Annotated in this window: 10 protein-coding genes; 2 read left to right on the top strand and 8 right to left on the bottom strand. The window is 39.4% G+C overall.

What is annotated here, in order from left to right; translation table 11 throughout:
* Positions 1-90 precede the first annotated feature (90 nt).
* The 4 genes from OZZ83_RS06105 to OZZ83_RS06120 form a co-directional block, all read right to left on the bottom strand.
* Positions 91-3285: a DEAD/DEAH box helicase gene (locus tag OZZ83_RS06105; RefSeq protein WP_325066023.1), complete on the bottom strand. Its 3195-nt coding sequence runs from the start codon at positions 3283-3285 to the stop codon at positions 91-93.
* An 18-nt stretch (positions 3286-3303) separates the two neighbouring features.
* Positions 3304-6429, bottom strand: a complete 3126-nt coding sequence (locus tag OZZ83_RS06110; RefSeq protein ID WP_065772703.1) for an SbcC/MukB-like Walker B domain-containing protein — start codon at positions 6427-6429, stop codon at positions 3304-3306.
* A gap of 6 nt (positions 6430-6435) precedes the next feature.
* On the bottom strand, positions 6436-7557 hold the full coding sequence (locus OZZ83_RS06115) for an exonuclease SbcCD subunit D (RefSeq protein ID WP_002309963.1): 1122 nt from the start codon (positions 7555-7557) through the stop codon (positions 6436-6438).
* Positions 7558-7744: 187 nt separating this feature from the next.
* A complete protein-coding gene (locus tag OZZ83_RS06120; protein ID WP_002309961.1) occupies positions 7745-8368 on the bottom strand; it encodes a lysophospholipid acyltransferase family protein in 624 nt (207 codons plus the stop codon).
* Positions 8369-8496: 128 nt separating this feature from the next.
* Between OZZ83_RS06120 and OZZ83_RS06125 the strand changes: the two genes are divergently transcribed.
* Positions 8497-9231 (top strand): tRNA1(Val) (adenine(37)-N6)-methyltransferase, encoded by a 735-nt coding sequence (locus tag OZZ83_RS06125; RefSeq protein ID WP_002309960.1) that lies wholly within the window; start codon positions 8497-8499, stop codon positions 9229-9231.
* Positions 9221-9505, top strand: a complete 285-nt coding sequence (locus tag OZZ83_RS06130) for a GIY-YIG nuclease family protein (RefSeq protein ID WP_002309959.1) — start codon at positions 9221-9223, stop codon at positions 9503-9505. The genes OZZ83_RS06125 and OZZ83_RS06130 overlap by 11 nt, the downstream gene beginning before the upstream one ends.
* A gap of 74 nt (positions 9506-9579) precedes the next feature.
* On the opposite strand, the gene OZZ83_RS06135 is transcribed toward OZZ83_RS06130, so the two are convergent.
* From OZZ83_RS06135 to hisS, 4 genes are all read right to left on the bottom strand, one after another.
* Positions 9580-11463, bottom strand: a complete 1884-nt coding sequence (locus tag OZZ83_RS06135; RefSeq protein WP_002314148.1) for an acyltransferase family protein — start codon at positions 11461-11463, stop codon at positions 9580-9582.
* Positions 11464-11729: 266 nt separating this feature from the next.
* Complete coding sequence (locus tag OZZ83_RS06140) at positions 11730-12605, bottom strand: YitT family protein (protein WP_002291388.1); 876 nt, start codon at positions 12603-12605, stop codon at positions 11730-11732.
* A 108-nt stretch (positions 12606-12713) separates the two neighbouring features.
* Positions 12714-14483: an aspartate--tRNA ligase gene (gene aspS / locus OZZ83_RS06145; protein WP_278023447.1), complete on the bottom strand. Its 1770-nt coding sequence runs from the start codon at positions 14481-14483 to the stop codon at positions 12714-12716.
* 13 nt (positions 14484-14496) lie between these two features.
* Positions 14497-15789, bottom strand: coding sequence for a histidine--tRNA ligase (gene hisS, locus OZZ83_RS06150; RefSeq protein ID WP_002314150.1), 1293 nt, complete (start codon positions 15787-15789; stop codon positions 14497-14499).
* Positions 15790-16078: the final 289 nt, after the last annotated feature.

Here is a 16078-nt window from a genome sequence, read left to right on the forward strand (position 1 = left end):
CCAACTTCCTTGCTATTTCTTAAATCAACTAAACACCTGCTTTTTTCGAAAGATCTTCTTATCCATTACTGAACGATTGTTTCGAATCTCTTACTTCTCAATCTCTCCTACACTTAAGATCATGCGGATATCTTCTTCAGTCAGTTTTGTCAGCTGTTCTTCATTTCCTTGGATCACTTTTTGGAACAGTTCGCGTTTTTCTTGTTGGAGCGAATCCATTCGTTCTTCAATCGTTCCTTCAGAAATCATACGCCACACTTCTACCACATTTTTCTGACCGATTCGATGCGCACGACCAGCAGCTTGTTCTTCAATTGCAGGGTTCCACCAAAGGTCATACAAGATGACCGTATCTGCTCCTGTCAAATTCAGTCCCGTTCCCCCGGCTTTTAAAGAAATCAGGAAAACATCTTTTTCGCCTGCATTAAATGCATCTACCATACTTAATCGATCTTGCGGTTTTGTACTGCCTCTTAAATAAAATGTTGAGATCCCCAGCTCGGCTAACTCTTCTTGTAAGATAGTAAGCATACCTGTAAATTGAGAAAACAGCAGAACTCTGCGTTTGTTCTCTTTGGCAGCGACTAATAGATCTTTTACTTGTTCGAGTTTGCCAGAACCGCCTTGGTAATCTTCAATAAACAGACGAGGATCGCAACAAATTTGACGCAACCTTGTCAGACCTGCTAGTATCCCGATCCGGTTTTTCTTGAATGCTTCAGAATCCATTGACGAGATTTCTTCACGCATTTGACGCAAGTAAGCTAAATAAACGGTCTTTTGTTCTTCTGTCAGTGCAGAATATAGATTCATTTCTGTTTTTTCTGGTAAGTCTTTCAACACAGTTTGCTTATCTCGCCGTAAAATGAACGGTCGGATCATTTGCGCAATTTCTTCTGCGGCAAGTTCTCTGAATTTTGTTTTGGTTGGGAAAAATCCTGGCATGATTGTTGCAAACAATGACCACAATTCTTCTAAATTATTCTCGATTGGTGTCCCACTTAATGCAAATCGCTGAGGCACAGCTAATTCTCTCAATGCTTGAGCAGTTTTCGTACTACTATTTTTGACCATTTGCGCCTCATCAAGGATCAAATAATCAATTTTTTGTGATTGGTAATCAGCTAAATCTTGTCTCAAACTGGCATAAGAGGTCACTCGAATATCTGTGTCTTTAGCCAGCAATTCTTCCCGTTCTTTTTTATTCCCATTGATTACTTGGATACTCAAAGAAGGAGCGAATTTTTTTACCTCTGCCTGCCAGTTGTAGATTAAGCTGGCCGGCGCTACGATCAAAGCAGAAAAGCTTTCCCGTTCTTCTTTTTCCGAAAGTAAAAAGGCAATCGTCTGCAGTGTTTTCCCAAGTCCCATTTCATCGGCTAAGATACCGCCAAACTGATAATGGCCCAACATCTTCAACCATCGGAACCCTTGCTTCTGATACTCTCTCATCTTTGCATTCAATCCTTTGGGAAGTTGTGCCTGATACCCTTCTGGATGAATGAGATTTTGGACCATCGTATGAAACGATTCGCTAAAAGTAGCATTGCTTTTTTCCAATTGATTTTGAATGATCAGTCCTTGATTCTTAGGTACATGGATCGTCCCTTCTTCTGAACGTATTGACTCCCGTAATTGTTGCAATACTTGGCTTGTTTGTTGGAATTCCTCTGAATCAAAAGAAAGAACCTGTCCGTTTTCCAATGTATAAAAAGCATCGTTTCGCAACAAGCTTTGCAGTACATGATCAATCTCTTGCTCTTCTATCCCCGATACGTCGAATCGAATATCAAGCCATGAACCAGTCTCGGTTACTTCGATTTGCGGTTGATGTTTATGCGCATCTAAATACAACTCCCGCAACTTTCTGCCAAGTCTGACTTCACCAAACTGACGGAAAACAGATAGTTCTGTACGGAAAAAGGCATATAGTTCCTCCCCGCTTGGCAATGGACGCTCATAGCCAGTTTCATTTTTCTGGTAGCGATACATCCTGAATAAATCAAGGACTCGTTTTTCTTCAGCTCTGTCACGCAGCACCTGAAAGTCCTGATTGGCCGAGACCTCATGTTTTGGATCGGTCGAATAGATGACTTCGCCATAAACGAAATCGACTCGAGCTTGGATTTTTCCTTTGGCTTTTCGGAAAAAGAAAATAAATTCGACTGGAATATCCGCTACTTCCTTTTCTACTTCAGAGGCAACAACTACGTCTCCAATCTCCGAAAGAAGAGGAATGATTTCTTTAAACAAGGCCGGTAGTTCTTTTTTCTTGAATATTACTTCTGGTTTCTCCAATCGGCGAATCAATTGTTTCCAAGTTTGATAAACTGTTTGTTGATGTTTCGTTAGAGAATAGAATACTCCCTGGATAAGTCCCCACTGATAATGCATAAAGAAAAAATCAAAATCATTCAATGCTTGCAATAAATAGTCTTCTTCCTGTTTTTCCACTTTGAATGATAAAGGCTTGTTTTGATCGGAAAATTGGATTCCTTGATCGTTTTGTCCATTTATTTGCAGATGCAAACGTGTCGTCTGATTCATCTGTTCTAGCAGGAAGCGGGCTTGTTCTACTGGGAGAAGCAGGTATCTTTTATCTAGTTTCCCTTTGACTTGCAAGCCATTCGTGCCTAATAATTGATGCGTTTGGGCACTTCCTGCAAGGTGAGCGAGTATTTTTTGATCTTCTTTTTGAAAAGCCCGTTTATCTAGACGAAACTGATACTGCTTATTGACTGTGTAGGTTTCTTTTTCTGTGTAAGCCTGTAAAAAATCATAGATGTTTTTTACGATATATGTCTTTTTCGGCGATGCCAAAGAACCGATACGTAAGTAAAGCGCCAAAATAGAAAGCTCTGGATGATACTGATTTGTCTCAATCGTTTCTACTTGGTATTCAATAATCAAGGATTGCACCGCTTGAGGATTTTTTTGTGTTTTTAGACGAGAAAAACCTTTTGCAATGATTTCTCCTTCACTTGTTGTTTTTACCGGTTCTAACATCGGCTGGTCTTTTTTCATGATACGAGATAGATTTTTCGACCGTAAGTAAAGTTCCACAGCAACTGTATGCTTACAATATTTATGTTCCTCCCAATATGGACATTGGCAGTAATCTATCTCTTTTGCTGTCCCATCCAAATCAACCATGTACAATTCACTGCCCAAGACTTCTGCATGCCACACGTTTTCTTCTTGGTCAGGGACAACCGATAACACTCGGCCTTCTTGCAAGTATTGACGCCCACGTGCAATGACTTTTTCCGGAATACTCCATTTCATAGTTACCAATCTCCCTTTTTATCCAAGTTGATAGCGTATTTTGCTTTGTCCGCTACCTTCTGTATCAATTCTTATTTGCTGTAATACTCGTTCTTTCAATTCTCTTACATGGCTAATGATTCCAATCATTCTTCCTTCACTTTCAATCGTTTCTAAAGCTTCCATCGCCATTTCCAAAGCTTCTTCATCTAATGATCCAAAACCTTCATCAATAAACAATGCATCGATTGCTACCCCACCAGCTTGTGTCTGGATCACATCCGCAAGGGCTAATGCTAAAGAAAGTGCTGCAATAAAACTTTCACCGCCAGACAGCGTATGCGCGCTTCGAGACATGCCTGCCTGATCATCATAGATATTGATTTCTAATCCGGTTTTCCCTCGATAACTGCCGATCGTATCCGCTAGTTCAAACTGATAACGATTTTTCGTTAAACGTTGGAGATGATCATTTGCTACTTGTAACACTTCTTGTAGATAAACTTGAAGCACATACCGTTCTAAACTAGTTTTCTTAGGATTTTCTCCGTTGAATGTTTGCGAAAGTTGCTGTAATTGCGTAAGTTCATCTAATTGCGTCTGGCTTGCGTGATAAATCGAAAGACATTCATCGTAGATTTTCTGGTTATTGATTTTTTGTTCTTGTAAACTGTATATCTTTTCTTGCTTTGTTTCGATCATCTCTCTTATCTCTTCCAATTGCTGGCTAATCTCTTCTGTATCTGGAACTATCTCCGTCAGCTGGATATTTTCTAATTGACGTAGTCGGTCAGCTGTCACTAATTGTGCTTCATGATAAGTAGTGATTATGCGCTGGTTCTCTTCGTATTGTGCTTGCTGTTGTGCGAATGCACAGACTTCCTCAGTTGTTGAAAAATACGCTTGGGTTTCCAGCTTTTCAGCTATTCTTTGCTGTTCTTTTTCTATTTTTTCATCTGTTTTTTCTATTTGTTCCTGTTGAAGATCAAGTTGTGTCCGAAACATATGCAGATCTTGCAACAATTGCATTCCTGCTTTCTGTTCAGCAGCGAGTTGGTTCGAGTCTTCTTCTAACCGTTTTTCAAGTTGTCGTATCTCTTCTTCTAAACAGTTGCTATCCGTATCTTGTAATTGTTTTTCTAAACTTTTGATTTCGCCTTGCAGTTGTTGAAGCTGATTATTTTTTGCTGTCTGTTGCTGCTTGTAGACAGCTAATTGCTGCTCAATCTTTTCTACTTGTTGGCTTATTTCTTCTAGTTCTGCTCTTGCATTGGCTATCTTGCTTTTTCGTTTATCTAAAGATTGTTCGACTACTGTAAGAGCAGTTGTTGTTTGTTCTGTTATCGCAGGAAATGCCTGTTGTAAAGCCTGTTGTAAGTGTTTTTCTTGTCCAGCTAGTTGTATATTCGTTTCCATGATTTTTTGTTCTAAATCAGATAATTGCTGTTGAAGATTATTTTCATGTGCTTCATTTTTGGCAATGATTTGCTGGGTTCTTTCTACAGCTGACTCAGCTTCTGCCAGTTGTTGCTCTACTTTCAAGATATCTTCTTTATTTGGCTGTTCATGTTTTGATTGTTGTACGGGATGTTCTGTCGACCCACAAACCAGACATGGTTCCCCCGGACGCAAGAAAAGCTGAAGACGAGCAATTTGCTGCTTTGCCCATTGGCTTTTCAGCTGTTCTGCTTGTTCTATCTGTTGTTTCAATCGCTGATTATTTTTTGTTGTTTCTTCGGCTGCTTTTTTGAGCTCTTCTCTTATCTGTTCGAGTGATTCGATGCTTTTTGTTTTTTGTTGTTTTATTTCCTGCTGTTTTTCATCTAGATATTTTAACTGTCCAAAAGCAAGACGATCTTCCTGCAGTTTTTCCTGATCTAATAAGATTTCTTGAAGAAATCGAGTTCTTTCCTGATAAATAGCCTGTTTTTGATGTAGCTTTTCGGCGTTCGTTTCTTCTTTATCTAATGAATGTTTTAATTGTTCTGCTTCTTGTTTTTTACTACGCAAGGCTTCGACAATCGGTACCATCATCTGTTTGTTTTGCAATTGTTGAGCAGCTTCTTTGATTTTTGTTTGCCGATGTATGCGGTCTGTTTCATTTTTTTGCCACTCTTCATAATGTTGCGTAGTCATCGCTAGTTTCTTTGTTTGTTCATTGCTTTTTTGTGACAGTTCTATTTTTTCAGCTTTTATTTCTTTCAGGTGCTGGATTGGTTCAATTAAGCGTTGTGTAAATTCATAATACCCAATCCATCGTTTCTTTTCCTCTATTTCGTCTTTTTGAGCGGCTAATTTCTTTTGCTTATTTAGTAATGTCGCTTTTTCTTCATAGCTTTTTTTCAAGGTTTCAAAACGATAGTAGGAATTTTCTAATTGTTTCTGTTTCTCCTGATAGTCTGCTAAAACTTCTTTTTCTTTAGTGATTTGTTTTTCTAGTATGGCCTGATGGTTTGTCCATTGGGAAAGAACGGCTTCAAACCCTGCTACTGCTTCCTCTTCTTTGACTAAAACAAATCTTTTTTGCAGAAGATGAAGATTTTGCTCTAAATGATCTAGTTTTTGTTGCTGTTGCTTTGCTTTTTCCTTTAATCGCTCATTGAACTGTTGGAAAAGCTGAGTACCGAACAAATGACGTAAAACAGTCTCTTTTTCACTGCTTGATGAAACCAAAAAATTACGGAATTCTCCTTGGGGCAGTAAAACGATTTGGGAAAACTGTTTCGCATCGAGATTCATCAGTTCTCTGATCAACTGGTCTGCTTCTGTACGTTTTGTGATTTGTTTTATTTCTTTTCCTTTCCCATCAAAAATGGTCAACGTTACTTTAGCTGCCTGTTTTTTTGTTCCGTTTCCTTTTCGTTTCGCTAAAACTTGCTCTGGTTTTCGTTCGATTTCATAGCTCATCTGCTGATGTTCAAAAGAAAAAGTCACGCTTGTTTCTTCTTCTGGTGTAGCAAACAAGGAACGCATCTCTTTTCCAGAACGAAGTCTTCCGGAAGTTTCACCAAAAAGTGCGAAAGTGATCCCATCAAAAATCGTCGTTTTTCCTGCTCCTGTCTTCCCGCTGATCAAAAAAAGCGGTGCTTCTGTCAATCGTGAAAAATCAACGGTCTCATTGATAAAAGGACCAAAATTTTTAAGTTTTAATTTTTTCGGTTTCATTCTTGATCATTCCATTTCCATGATTTCTTGCAACGTTTCTCCGAGCCATTTTTCTTGGTTTGCCGTTAGCTGTTCTTCCGTCATTTCACTAAAAAATGCTTCTGCTAATTTTTGAGGATCTTTCATTTCTAGTACTTTTCGTTTGTGCTTTGTTTGTTCTGCTCGGCCGTTTGCCCGTTCAATCCCCAAAATACGAGGATATATTTGCCGAAGCTGGTTCATCATATTCGGGATGATCGTTCTGTCCGTGAGATAGATCTGGATATAATTCTCCCGATTGACGGACTGATAGAAGGCAGGATCCAACAATTCTTTAAAACTTGCTGTTATTTCTTCAATATCATGCAGTGGTTCGATCTCCCTAAAATTCAACTCTAGGTCTGTTGCCAGGTCAACGATCCATACGCCTTTTTTCTGGTTGATCTCAGATAGAGAAAATTTCAACGGCGAGCCACTGTAGCGAGCATTATCCTGTCTTAAAGCTGCTTGATTATGCAAATGTCCTAGTGCTACATAATCAAACGGTGTAAGTAGTTCTCCTGGGATCGAATCCAGACCCCCTACTTCGATTTTCGTTTCCGAATCAGATTTTACACTTCCCATTACAAAAAAATGGCTAATCAATACGTGTTTTTTCCCTGAATCGAACAGCTCCTCCATTTTATCTATCACTTTTGCTACCGCTTGCTGGATCGTGCGGATACTGTCATCTTCAAAATATAATCTAGCTGCAATTGGTTCAAAGTAAGGAAGAAAGAAAAATTGTATGTTGTTAAACTCGACTGGTTCGAAAGCTTCTGCTAGCTGCGTTCGCAAAAAATAGTTCGAATAACTGAACCATGGCGTACCAGCTGAAAGTCGCGTACTGCTATCGTGATTTCCTGATATAGCAAAAATTGGGATCCCTTCCTTTAAATTCCAATCAACCATCAATTCATTGTATAATGCTACGGCATCGACAGCGGGCACACTCCTATCATATAAGTCTCCTGCAATCACGATTGCCTCTACTTTTTCTTCTTTCGCGATATCCAGTATAGAAGATAATACATGACGTTGGTCTTCAATCAAGTCATAACCTTGTAGTTTTTTTCCGATATGCCAATCGGCTGTATGTAAAAAACGCATCCAATCACCTCAAAAAATGTCCTTCTAATCATTATAACACTTTGATCCATTACATGACACCTGTCTTCTATTTTGCACGTTAGAAAGCAAAAAGAGGGCAGACTTGACGTCTCTCCCTCGTTTTTCATCGAAAAGTCTGAACAGAACAGGAGATTCAAAAAGACCGCCCACTCCTAAACTTATCACTTTATTTTTTTTTGATTTCATATTTAAAATCTGGGTTCACTTCTTTGTCCAATTTGTCAAAAGCCGCTTGTGTTCGTCGTTCAATCTCCGCCATTCCTTCTTTATCCGTTTTCTTGATATCTGATAGGTCGATTGGTTCACCGAAACGCACTGTTACTCTCTTACGTTTGAACAAATCCCCAAGTGTCAGTGGACCTTGGTATACGGCTGGTACGATTTTCGCTTTAGACATTCTGGAAATCAACGCCATCCCGCCTTTAAGTTCTGTAGCATGCCTTGTCCCACTGGGGAACATGATTAAACTTAAATTTGTCGATTTTAAAATCTTTACAGGTGTTTTAATGACGCTTGGTCCTGGATTCTCTCTTTTAACTGGAAAAGCATTAGATCGAGTTAATATAAATCGCAGAACCGGATTTTTGAACAGTTCTTCTTTTGCCATAAAGCTGAATTCCTTCGGTGCTGCAGCTACCGCTAGATATAATGGGTCCCACCAAGTACGATGGGGGGCAACTAGTATGTAATTCTCATCTTGCGGTAATACTTCTTTATTCTCATAACGGGCATTCCCATTGACTAAAGCTAATAGTACTCGAACTACCCCTCGCATAAATCGATAAAACATAGTCTCTTCCTTTCCCTTCTTATGGTCATAGTATGCATAAAAAACAGAGGTTTGACAAGCCACCTTGGTTCTTTTTAATAAAAATAGTATAATACAAACGACTATTTTTTTCATTTTGGAGGGAATCCATGCTTCATGAAGACGAACGAATCGACCAATTATACGCAGAAGATATCAAAATTATCCAAAGTTCCCAAGTATTTTCTTTTTCTTTAGATGCTGTGCTACTTGCTCACTTCTCTCGTGTGCCTAAAAAAGGACAGATTGTTGACCTTTGCGCAGGTAATGGTGCAGTTGGCCTGTTTTTAAGCAAACGAACTCAAGCAGCTATTGATGCTATCGAACTTCAGCCTCGCCTAGCAGACATGGCAAGACGTAGCATCGCGCTGAACCATCTAGATGAACAGATGACAGTCCACACCATCGATCTGAAAGACAGCTTATCCGTCATTCGGCATAATTCTTGTGACTTAGTCGTCTGCAATCCACCTTATTTCAAAGGGCTGCCAACAAATAAAACGAACCCTAATAAACACCTAGCAATCGCCCGTCATGAAATCCATACAACATTAGAAGAAGTGATCGACAATTCAAGTAAGTTACTAAAAACAAATGGGCGTTTCGCTATGGTCCATCGACCTGAACGATTCTTAGAGATCATCCAAATTATGCAAAATCATCGGATTGCACCTAAACGGATCCAATTTGTTTACCCAAAAGCTGGAAAAGAGGCAAATATTTTGTTAGTTGAAGGAATCAAAGAAGGTAAATTAGATGGATTCAAAGTCGCTCCGCCATTGATCACTTACGATGCAGACGGGGAATACACAGCAGAGATTCGTGAGATGCTCTATGGCAAATAAACATTATTTTTACGTATTATTCTGTAAAGATCAGACATTTTATGGTGGGTACACAACAGACCTTTCTAGGAGACTAGGGGAACATAACAATGGTACTGGCGCTAAATATACACGTCTTCAAAAAAGAAGACCTGTTAAGATGATCCATGCAGAAGTATTTTCTTCAAGAAGCGAAGCAACAAAAGCAGAAGCTGCATTCAAAAAACTCACCCGAAAACAAAAAGAACATTATTTGAAGACACACTCAACTGTTTTGCTTCCTGAAAATAGATGACTGTTAAAAACACGATAAATATAAAAAAACTTCAGGCAAAAACAACTGTTTTTACCTGAAGTTTTTTGTAGCTATTATTCTGATACGTTTGTCTCGCTGCTGTTCGTACTTGAACTTCCTCCTAGCAAGGCTTCGCTGACTAGGTGAATGTAATGTGTCATCCCTTCAGGATTTGGATGGACTTGATCATCATAAAACCAGTCACTATGGTCATTACTGTAGCTATACCAATCAATCAGCGTCATATTGTCGTATTTTTTTGTCATCTGTTCAAGCATCGCATTCACGTCATTTTGCCAACGTTTCGTCGGTACTCGGACATTGACCCAGTATACTTTTCGATCACCGATTGCATCCATCACGCTATCAAACTGAGCTTCAGAGAATGAGCCATTCGTTCCTAGTCCAATTAGAACAGTGTCTTTCAATAAATCTTGTTCCTTTAATTTTTCAATATACGGTACACTGGCATATAATTGTCGCCCCACATCGCCATCTACCACTACTTTTGGATAAAGCTCTTGTAGATCAGTTGCAGCATCTAGCATAACTGAATCACCAAATGCCGTTAGCTCTAATTTTTGTGCCTTGTTTCCTTGGGCCTTAGACAACTCGTACTTATCAAGAATCGCTTGGTCAACGGAACTAGTGGTATTTTCTGAATTGTTTCTGGTTTCTTCTGCTAATTTTTTACTTTCAGCGATCTTTGCCTGCAATTGTTTTTGATCGGCCGTTACAGCATTTTTTGGTGCCGTAACGAAACCAACGAATGCAATTGCTACAAGTAATGTGCCTGGAACAACCCATGGTTTGCTCTTACTGATGATTGGTTTACTGAACCATCCTTTCATCACTTGGAATGTACGACCATAGTCAAAACGTGCTAGCGGACGTTCCACATATCGATAAGAAAGTTCACTGATGATTAAAATCAATGTGATTTCTACTAAAGTATGGAACAGAACATGATCAGCAATATCAGTCACTTTTGCTTCATAAAAAATCATAACTGGAAACTGATACAGATAAATCCCGTAGCTTCGTTTGCCAATCCAAGTAAATACTGGATTTGTCAGCCAACGATTCAAGCTTGCTCCAGGATGTGCTGTCACTGCAACTAGTACTACGCATAAGAGACTCACTAGGAGCATCCCTCCATAATAGATGAAATTGTAATGATCATCTAAAAAGAAGAAGCAAAGAATCAGTGCCAGCAGTGAGATTCCTCCAGCGATATTCAGGATACTTTTTGCTTGTTTCGGGATGTTTTTCTTCAAACGAGTACTTGGCCAAACAAAAGCGAGCGCACTTCCCAACCATATAGAAAACAGCCGGGTGTCCGTTCCATAATAAACACGGGTTGGATCGCCCCCTGGTGTATACAAAATCATCATCAAGATCGCAGAGAGGAAAGATGTACCTAACACGGTATAAAAGATCCATTTTCTTTTACGAACAAATACCATCAACAATACAAACAAGATTGGCCAAACCAAATAATTTTGACCTTCTACCGCTAAAGACCAGATATGTGTAAACGGTGATTCATTAGCAAATCGGTCGAAATAAGATAAACCGTTATTGATTTGCCACCAATTGTTGACATACAGTAAGCTGCTGACGACAACTCCTCTAAGATTATTCAACAATCCTCGCTGGAACAAGGTGATATAAGCCGAAGCTGTAACAAGCATAAAAACGAGTGCCGGATAGAGTCTCTTCATTCTTCTGACATAAAATTGCCAAATATTGATTTTTCCATTTTGTTCCCATTCCTGCCTTAGCAGATCCGTGATCAGATAACCAGATACGACGAAAAAAATCGGAACGCCCAAATAGCCGCCTTTCATACTAGTTGGCAGAAGGTGATAGAAGATAACACCAACCACAGCTAATGAACGGAGCCCATCAAACCCAGTGATGTAGCGGCTGTTTTTTAACCTTTTTTGTTTTTCCATTCAATATTCCAACTTTTCATAAACTTTTTTCATTCGTAATATACGGGTATTAAGTGAAAATAGCAAGTAGAATCGTGTCCTTTCTCTACTATTTTTTTCTATCATCCCATAAATTTTAAAAAATAAACATGCTTTTTTTCAACTTTAAGAAAATTTCAAATAAAAAAGTAGTTTCTATTTGCTGATCCATCCTTTGGTAGAAAAAAACTGCAGACAAACGAATGTCTGTCTACAGTAGTATTTCATGAATTTTTGTCAAACTCGATCTAAATGCCATCCTCGTAGAAACGCCCAAGTATCTGGACATTTTCTGCAATACTTACAAAAGCTTGCGGATCAGAAGCTTTCATCGCTTCTCTGAGTAGAGGCAGTTCGTAACGTGTAACGATTGTCATCAATACTGTCTGCTTATCATGTTTATAAGCACCTTCTGCTTCATTGATAATCGTGATTCCTCTACGCATACAGTTTTGGATTTCATTCACTACTTTTTCTGGATGTTTCGTTACGATCATTACCTGCATTTTCTTTTGTTTAGTATAAACGACATCAGTTACTTTTCCACTGACGAAAATAGACAACGTACTGTAAAACATATATTGCCAGCCAAATAGAATCCCAGCAACAAAAACGATCAATGCATTGAAGTAGATCGAGATAGAACCAATCGACTTTCCTGTTTTTTTACGAATCGTGATACTCACGATATCTAGACCACCCGATGATAGGCCATTTCTCAACGCTAGCCCAATCCCTAGTCCCATCACAGCCCCACCAAACAACGCACAAATGATTGGATCGGTAGATAAGACTGTTTCCGGTAAAATATGGATACAAAGGGAGGTCAAAGTGACTGTGATAAAAGTGAAAATTGTAAACTTCTTCCCGATTTTGAACCACGCCAAGACGAACAAAGGTATATTCAGTAAATACAAAGTGGTTGATACCGGCACCTCGAACCCTATCAGTGATTTTGACAAAGTCGTCAAAATCTGAGCCAAGCCCGTAATACCACTTGAATAAATATGTCCTGGTTGATAAAAGAAATTCAATGCGACAGATGCAATCAACGCATAAACGATTGATACCGAAAGTTTGGTCGTGTAATCATGGTAAGCCCAATTTTCGAATGTTTTTTTCATGGAAAAGCCCCGCTTTATATGTTATGGCTTCATTATAAAGTGTTTTTCAATTAAATCAAGGTTGCCAAAAGAAGCAGATTCGACAAATCCTTTTTGCCTTTTTATCGGCTATTCTTCTATATTGGTTACATCAATATTCAATTCGAACAATTGTAAAGGTGAAACCATACTTGGTGCATCACTCATCACATCGGCTGCTTTTCCGTTTTTAGGAAAGGCAATGACTTCACGAATATTGTCTTCCCCTGCTAATAACATTGCAAAACGATCCAATCCTAATGCAATGCCGCCATGTGGAGGGAATCCGTAATCTAAAGCTGTTAGCAAGAACCCAAATTGTTCTTCCATTTGTTCTTTTGCGAAGCCTAAAGTTTTCAACACTTTTTCTTGAAGTTCCCGAGTATGGATCCGGATAGAACCTCCACCTAATTCATAGCCGTTCAAGACGATATCATAAGCTTCTGCATAAACTTTTGCAGGGTCTTCAGCCAGTAATGGGATATCTTCTGCTTTTGGCATCGTGAATGGATGGTGAGCAGAGACATATCGACCTTCTTCTTCTGAAAATTCAAATTGAGGCCAATCAGTTACCCATAAGAAATTGAATTTTGATTCATCGATCAGTCCTAATTCTTTTCCTAAACGTGTTCGGATAGCCCCTAATGCAGCAGCGACGATTTCACTTTTATCTGCGCCAAACATCAGCAAGTCACCTGGTTCTGCATCTGTTGCTTTGATGATTGCTTCTGTTGCTTCTCCCATGAATTTAGCAATCGGGCCTTTCAGACCGTCTTCTTCCACTTTCAGCCATGCAAGTCCCTTAGCTCCGAATTGCCCTACATATTGTCCTAACTGATCCATATCTTTTCGTGAGTAGCGATCTGCAGCGCCCTTCGCATTCAATGCTTTCACGACTCCGCCGTTTTCAAGAGCCATTTGGAAGACTTTGAATTCTACTTCTTTGACTGTTTCGCTTAGATCAATCAATTCCATTTCAAAACGTGTATCCGGTTTGTCGCTGCCGTAGCGAGCCATTGCTTCATCATAGGTCATACGGGGAAATGGCAATGTGACTTCGATGCCGCGAACTTCTTTCATTACCTTCGCAATCAATCCTTCTGTGTAAGTTTGGATTTCTTCTGCTGTTAGGAACGTTGTTTCAATATCTACTTGCGTAAATTCAGGCTGACGATCTCCACGTAAATCTTCGTCACGGAAACAACGAACGATTTGATAATAACGGTCGAACCCAGCATTCATCAGCAATTGTTTGAATAGTTGAGGAGATTGCGGCAACGCATAGAAATGTCCAGCATGGACACGTGAAGGAACTAAGTAGTCTCTTGCGCCTTCTGGTGTAGATTTTCCTAGGTAAGGTGTTTCAATATCTAGAAAGTCATTATCGTCTAAATAATGACGAATCGCTTTTGTTGTCGCATTTCTCAATTTGATGTTTTTAGTCATTTTGGGACGTCGCAGATCCAAATAACGATATTTCAAACGTATTTCGTCACTGATTGCTTGATCATCTTCAATTTGAAATGGCGGTGTTTTTGCTTGATTCAAAATCACGATTTCACTTGCAATCACTTCAAATTCACCAGTGGCCATTTTAGGATTTACTGCATTTTCACCGCGTCTTCTGACTACCCCAGTTACTTCGATCACGTATTCACTGCGACATTTATCTGCGATTTCCCATGCTTCCTTGTTGATTTCAGGATTGAAGACGACTTGAACGATTCCTTCACGATCCCGTAGATCGATAAAGATTACTCCCCCAAGGTCTCGTCTTTTTTGTACCCATCCTTTTAATGTAACTGTTTGTTCTAATTGTTGTTCGGAAACTAATCCGCAATAAATCGTTCTTTGTGCCATTTCTTTTTTCCTCCTACTCGAATAAAGTCATTTCATCATAGACTTCATCAAAATGCTCATATATTTCTTCTAATGGAAAACTTTTTTCTTTTCGGCTTGCCATTGCTTTGACATTGATTGTTTGGCTAGCAAGCTCATCTTCACCGATCACCAATACTAACTTGGCATTCGCTTTATCTGCTGTCTTAAATTGTGCTTTTGCTTTACGGTTCATGAAGTCGCGATCAGCTGAAAAACCGAAGTTTCGAATCGCTTGGACCACTTTCAATGCTTCGATATTTGTTTCGTCTCCGAGTGCGACCACATAAGCATCCAACTCATTAAATGCAGGGATAACTACTTCCTCTGCTTCCATAGTCAAGAGTAATCGCTCGATACCCATTGCAAATCCAAAGCCAGGTGTTGAAGGACCACCCAGTTCTTCCACTAGATTGTCATAACGTCCGCCTGCGCAAATCGTTGCTTGTGCCCCCATTTTCGGTGCGTCACTCATGATTTCAAAAATCGTATGCGTATAGTAATCTAATCCGCGAACCATATTACTGTCGATTTCATAAGGAACAGCCAATGCATCCAGCATGGAAACAACGGTATCAAAATGTTTTTGAGCAGGTTCGCTTAAATAATCTAAGATAGATGGCGCATCTGCTACAAATTTTTGATCTCGTTTGTCCTTACTATCCAACACACGCAATGGATTTTCGTGAAGACGGCGTTTAGAGTCTTCACTCAACTCTGCTTCAAAAGGTAAAAGATAGTCGATTAATGCTTGACGATAGGCTTGACGTGTGTCTTTATCACCCAATGAATTGATGACTAGACGGATTTGCGTGATTCCCAACTGTTTGAAGAAATCGAGTGCCATCACCATGCTCTCCACATCTGTTGCAGGATTCTCTGATCCAAATGCTTCTACTCCGATCTGATGGAATTGACGTAACCGTCCTTTTTGCGGACGTTCGTAGCGAAACATTGGTCCCATATAAAAAGTTTTGAACGGTTTTGCATACTCTGGACCGAACAATTTATGCTCAACAAAAGAACGAACGATTGGCGCTGTACCTTCTGGTCGAAGCGTCACATGACGTTCCCCTTTGTCATAAAAATCATACATCTCTTTTGAAACGATATCCGTCGTATCACCTACACTGCGGGATATCACTTCATAATGTTCAAAAATCGGTGTACGTATTTCATTATACTGATAATCTCTGAACAATAAACGTGCTGTTTCTTCGACAAACTGCCATTTTTCTGATTCGCCTGGCAAAATATCATTTGTTCCTTTTGGTCTTTGGAAACTCATAGTTTTCTCTCCCTTTCTTAGCTATGTAAATAAAAAAATCACCCTTGTTCATCTTGAACAAGGGTGAATGAAATTCATACACGGTACCACCTAATTTTGAAAGATTTCTCTTTCCTCTTACGAATAACGCTCGTACGCGGGACGGCTTTTCACTCGTCCATCTCCAGAGTGTCTTTGGGCTAATGAAACTTTGGATCATTTTCAGCCTCGATGATCCTCTCTTGTAAAGTTTCAAAAACTTACTCGCTCTTTCATTGACATTTCGATATTACTTATAACCTACTAAAAA

The sequence above is a fragment of the Enterococcus sp. E5-162 genome, from assembly GCF_035725965.1.
Classification (GTDB): Bacteria; Bacillota; Bacilli; order Lactobacillales; family Enterococcaceae; genus Enterococcus_B; species Enterococcus_B lactis.

Bases quoted from the DNA above. Each gene is read 5' to 3' on its own strand.
- hisS (WP_002314150.1), bottom strand. From the start codon at position 15,789: ATGAGTTTCCAAAGACCAAAAGGAACAAATGATATTTTGCCAGGCGAA.
- OZZ83_RS06130 (WP_002309959.1), top strand. From the start codon at position 9,221: ATGGCAAATAAACATTATTTTTACGTATTATTCTGTAAAGATCAGACA.
- OZZ83_RS06135 (WP_002314148.1), bottom strand. From the start codon at position 11,463: ATGGAAAAACAAAAAAGGTTAAAAAACAGCCGCTACATCACTGGGTTT.
- OZZ83_RS06125 (WP_002309960.1), top strand. From the start codon at position 8,497: ATGCTTCATGAAGACGAACGAATCGACCAATTATACGCAGAAGATATC.
- OZZ83_RS06105 (WP_325066023.1), bottom strand. From the start codon at position 3,285: ATGAAATGGAGTATTCCGGAAAAAGTCATTGCACGTGGGCGTCAATAC.
- aspS (WP_278023447.1), bottom strand. From the start codon at position 14,483: ATGGCACAAAGAACGATTTATTGCGGATTAGTTTCCGAACAACAATTA.
- OZZ83_RS06115 (WP_002309963.1), bottom strand. From the start codon at position 7,557: ATGCGTTTTTTACATACAGCCGATTGGCATATCGGAAAAAAACTACAA.
- OZZ83_RS06110 (WP_065772703.1), bottom strand. From the start codon at position 6,429: ATGAAACCGAAAAAATTAAAACTTAAAAATTTTGGTCCTTTTATCAAT.
- OZZ83_RS06120 (WP_002309961.1), bottom strand. From the start codon at position 8,368: ATGTTTTATCGATTTATGCGAGGGGTAGTTCGAGTACTATTAGCTTTA.
- OZZ83_RS06140 (WP_002291388.1), bottom strand. From the start codon at position 12,605: ATGAAAAAAACATTCGAAAATTGGGCTTACCATGATTACACGACCAAA.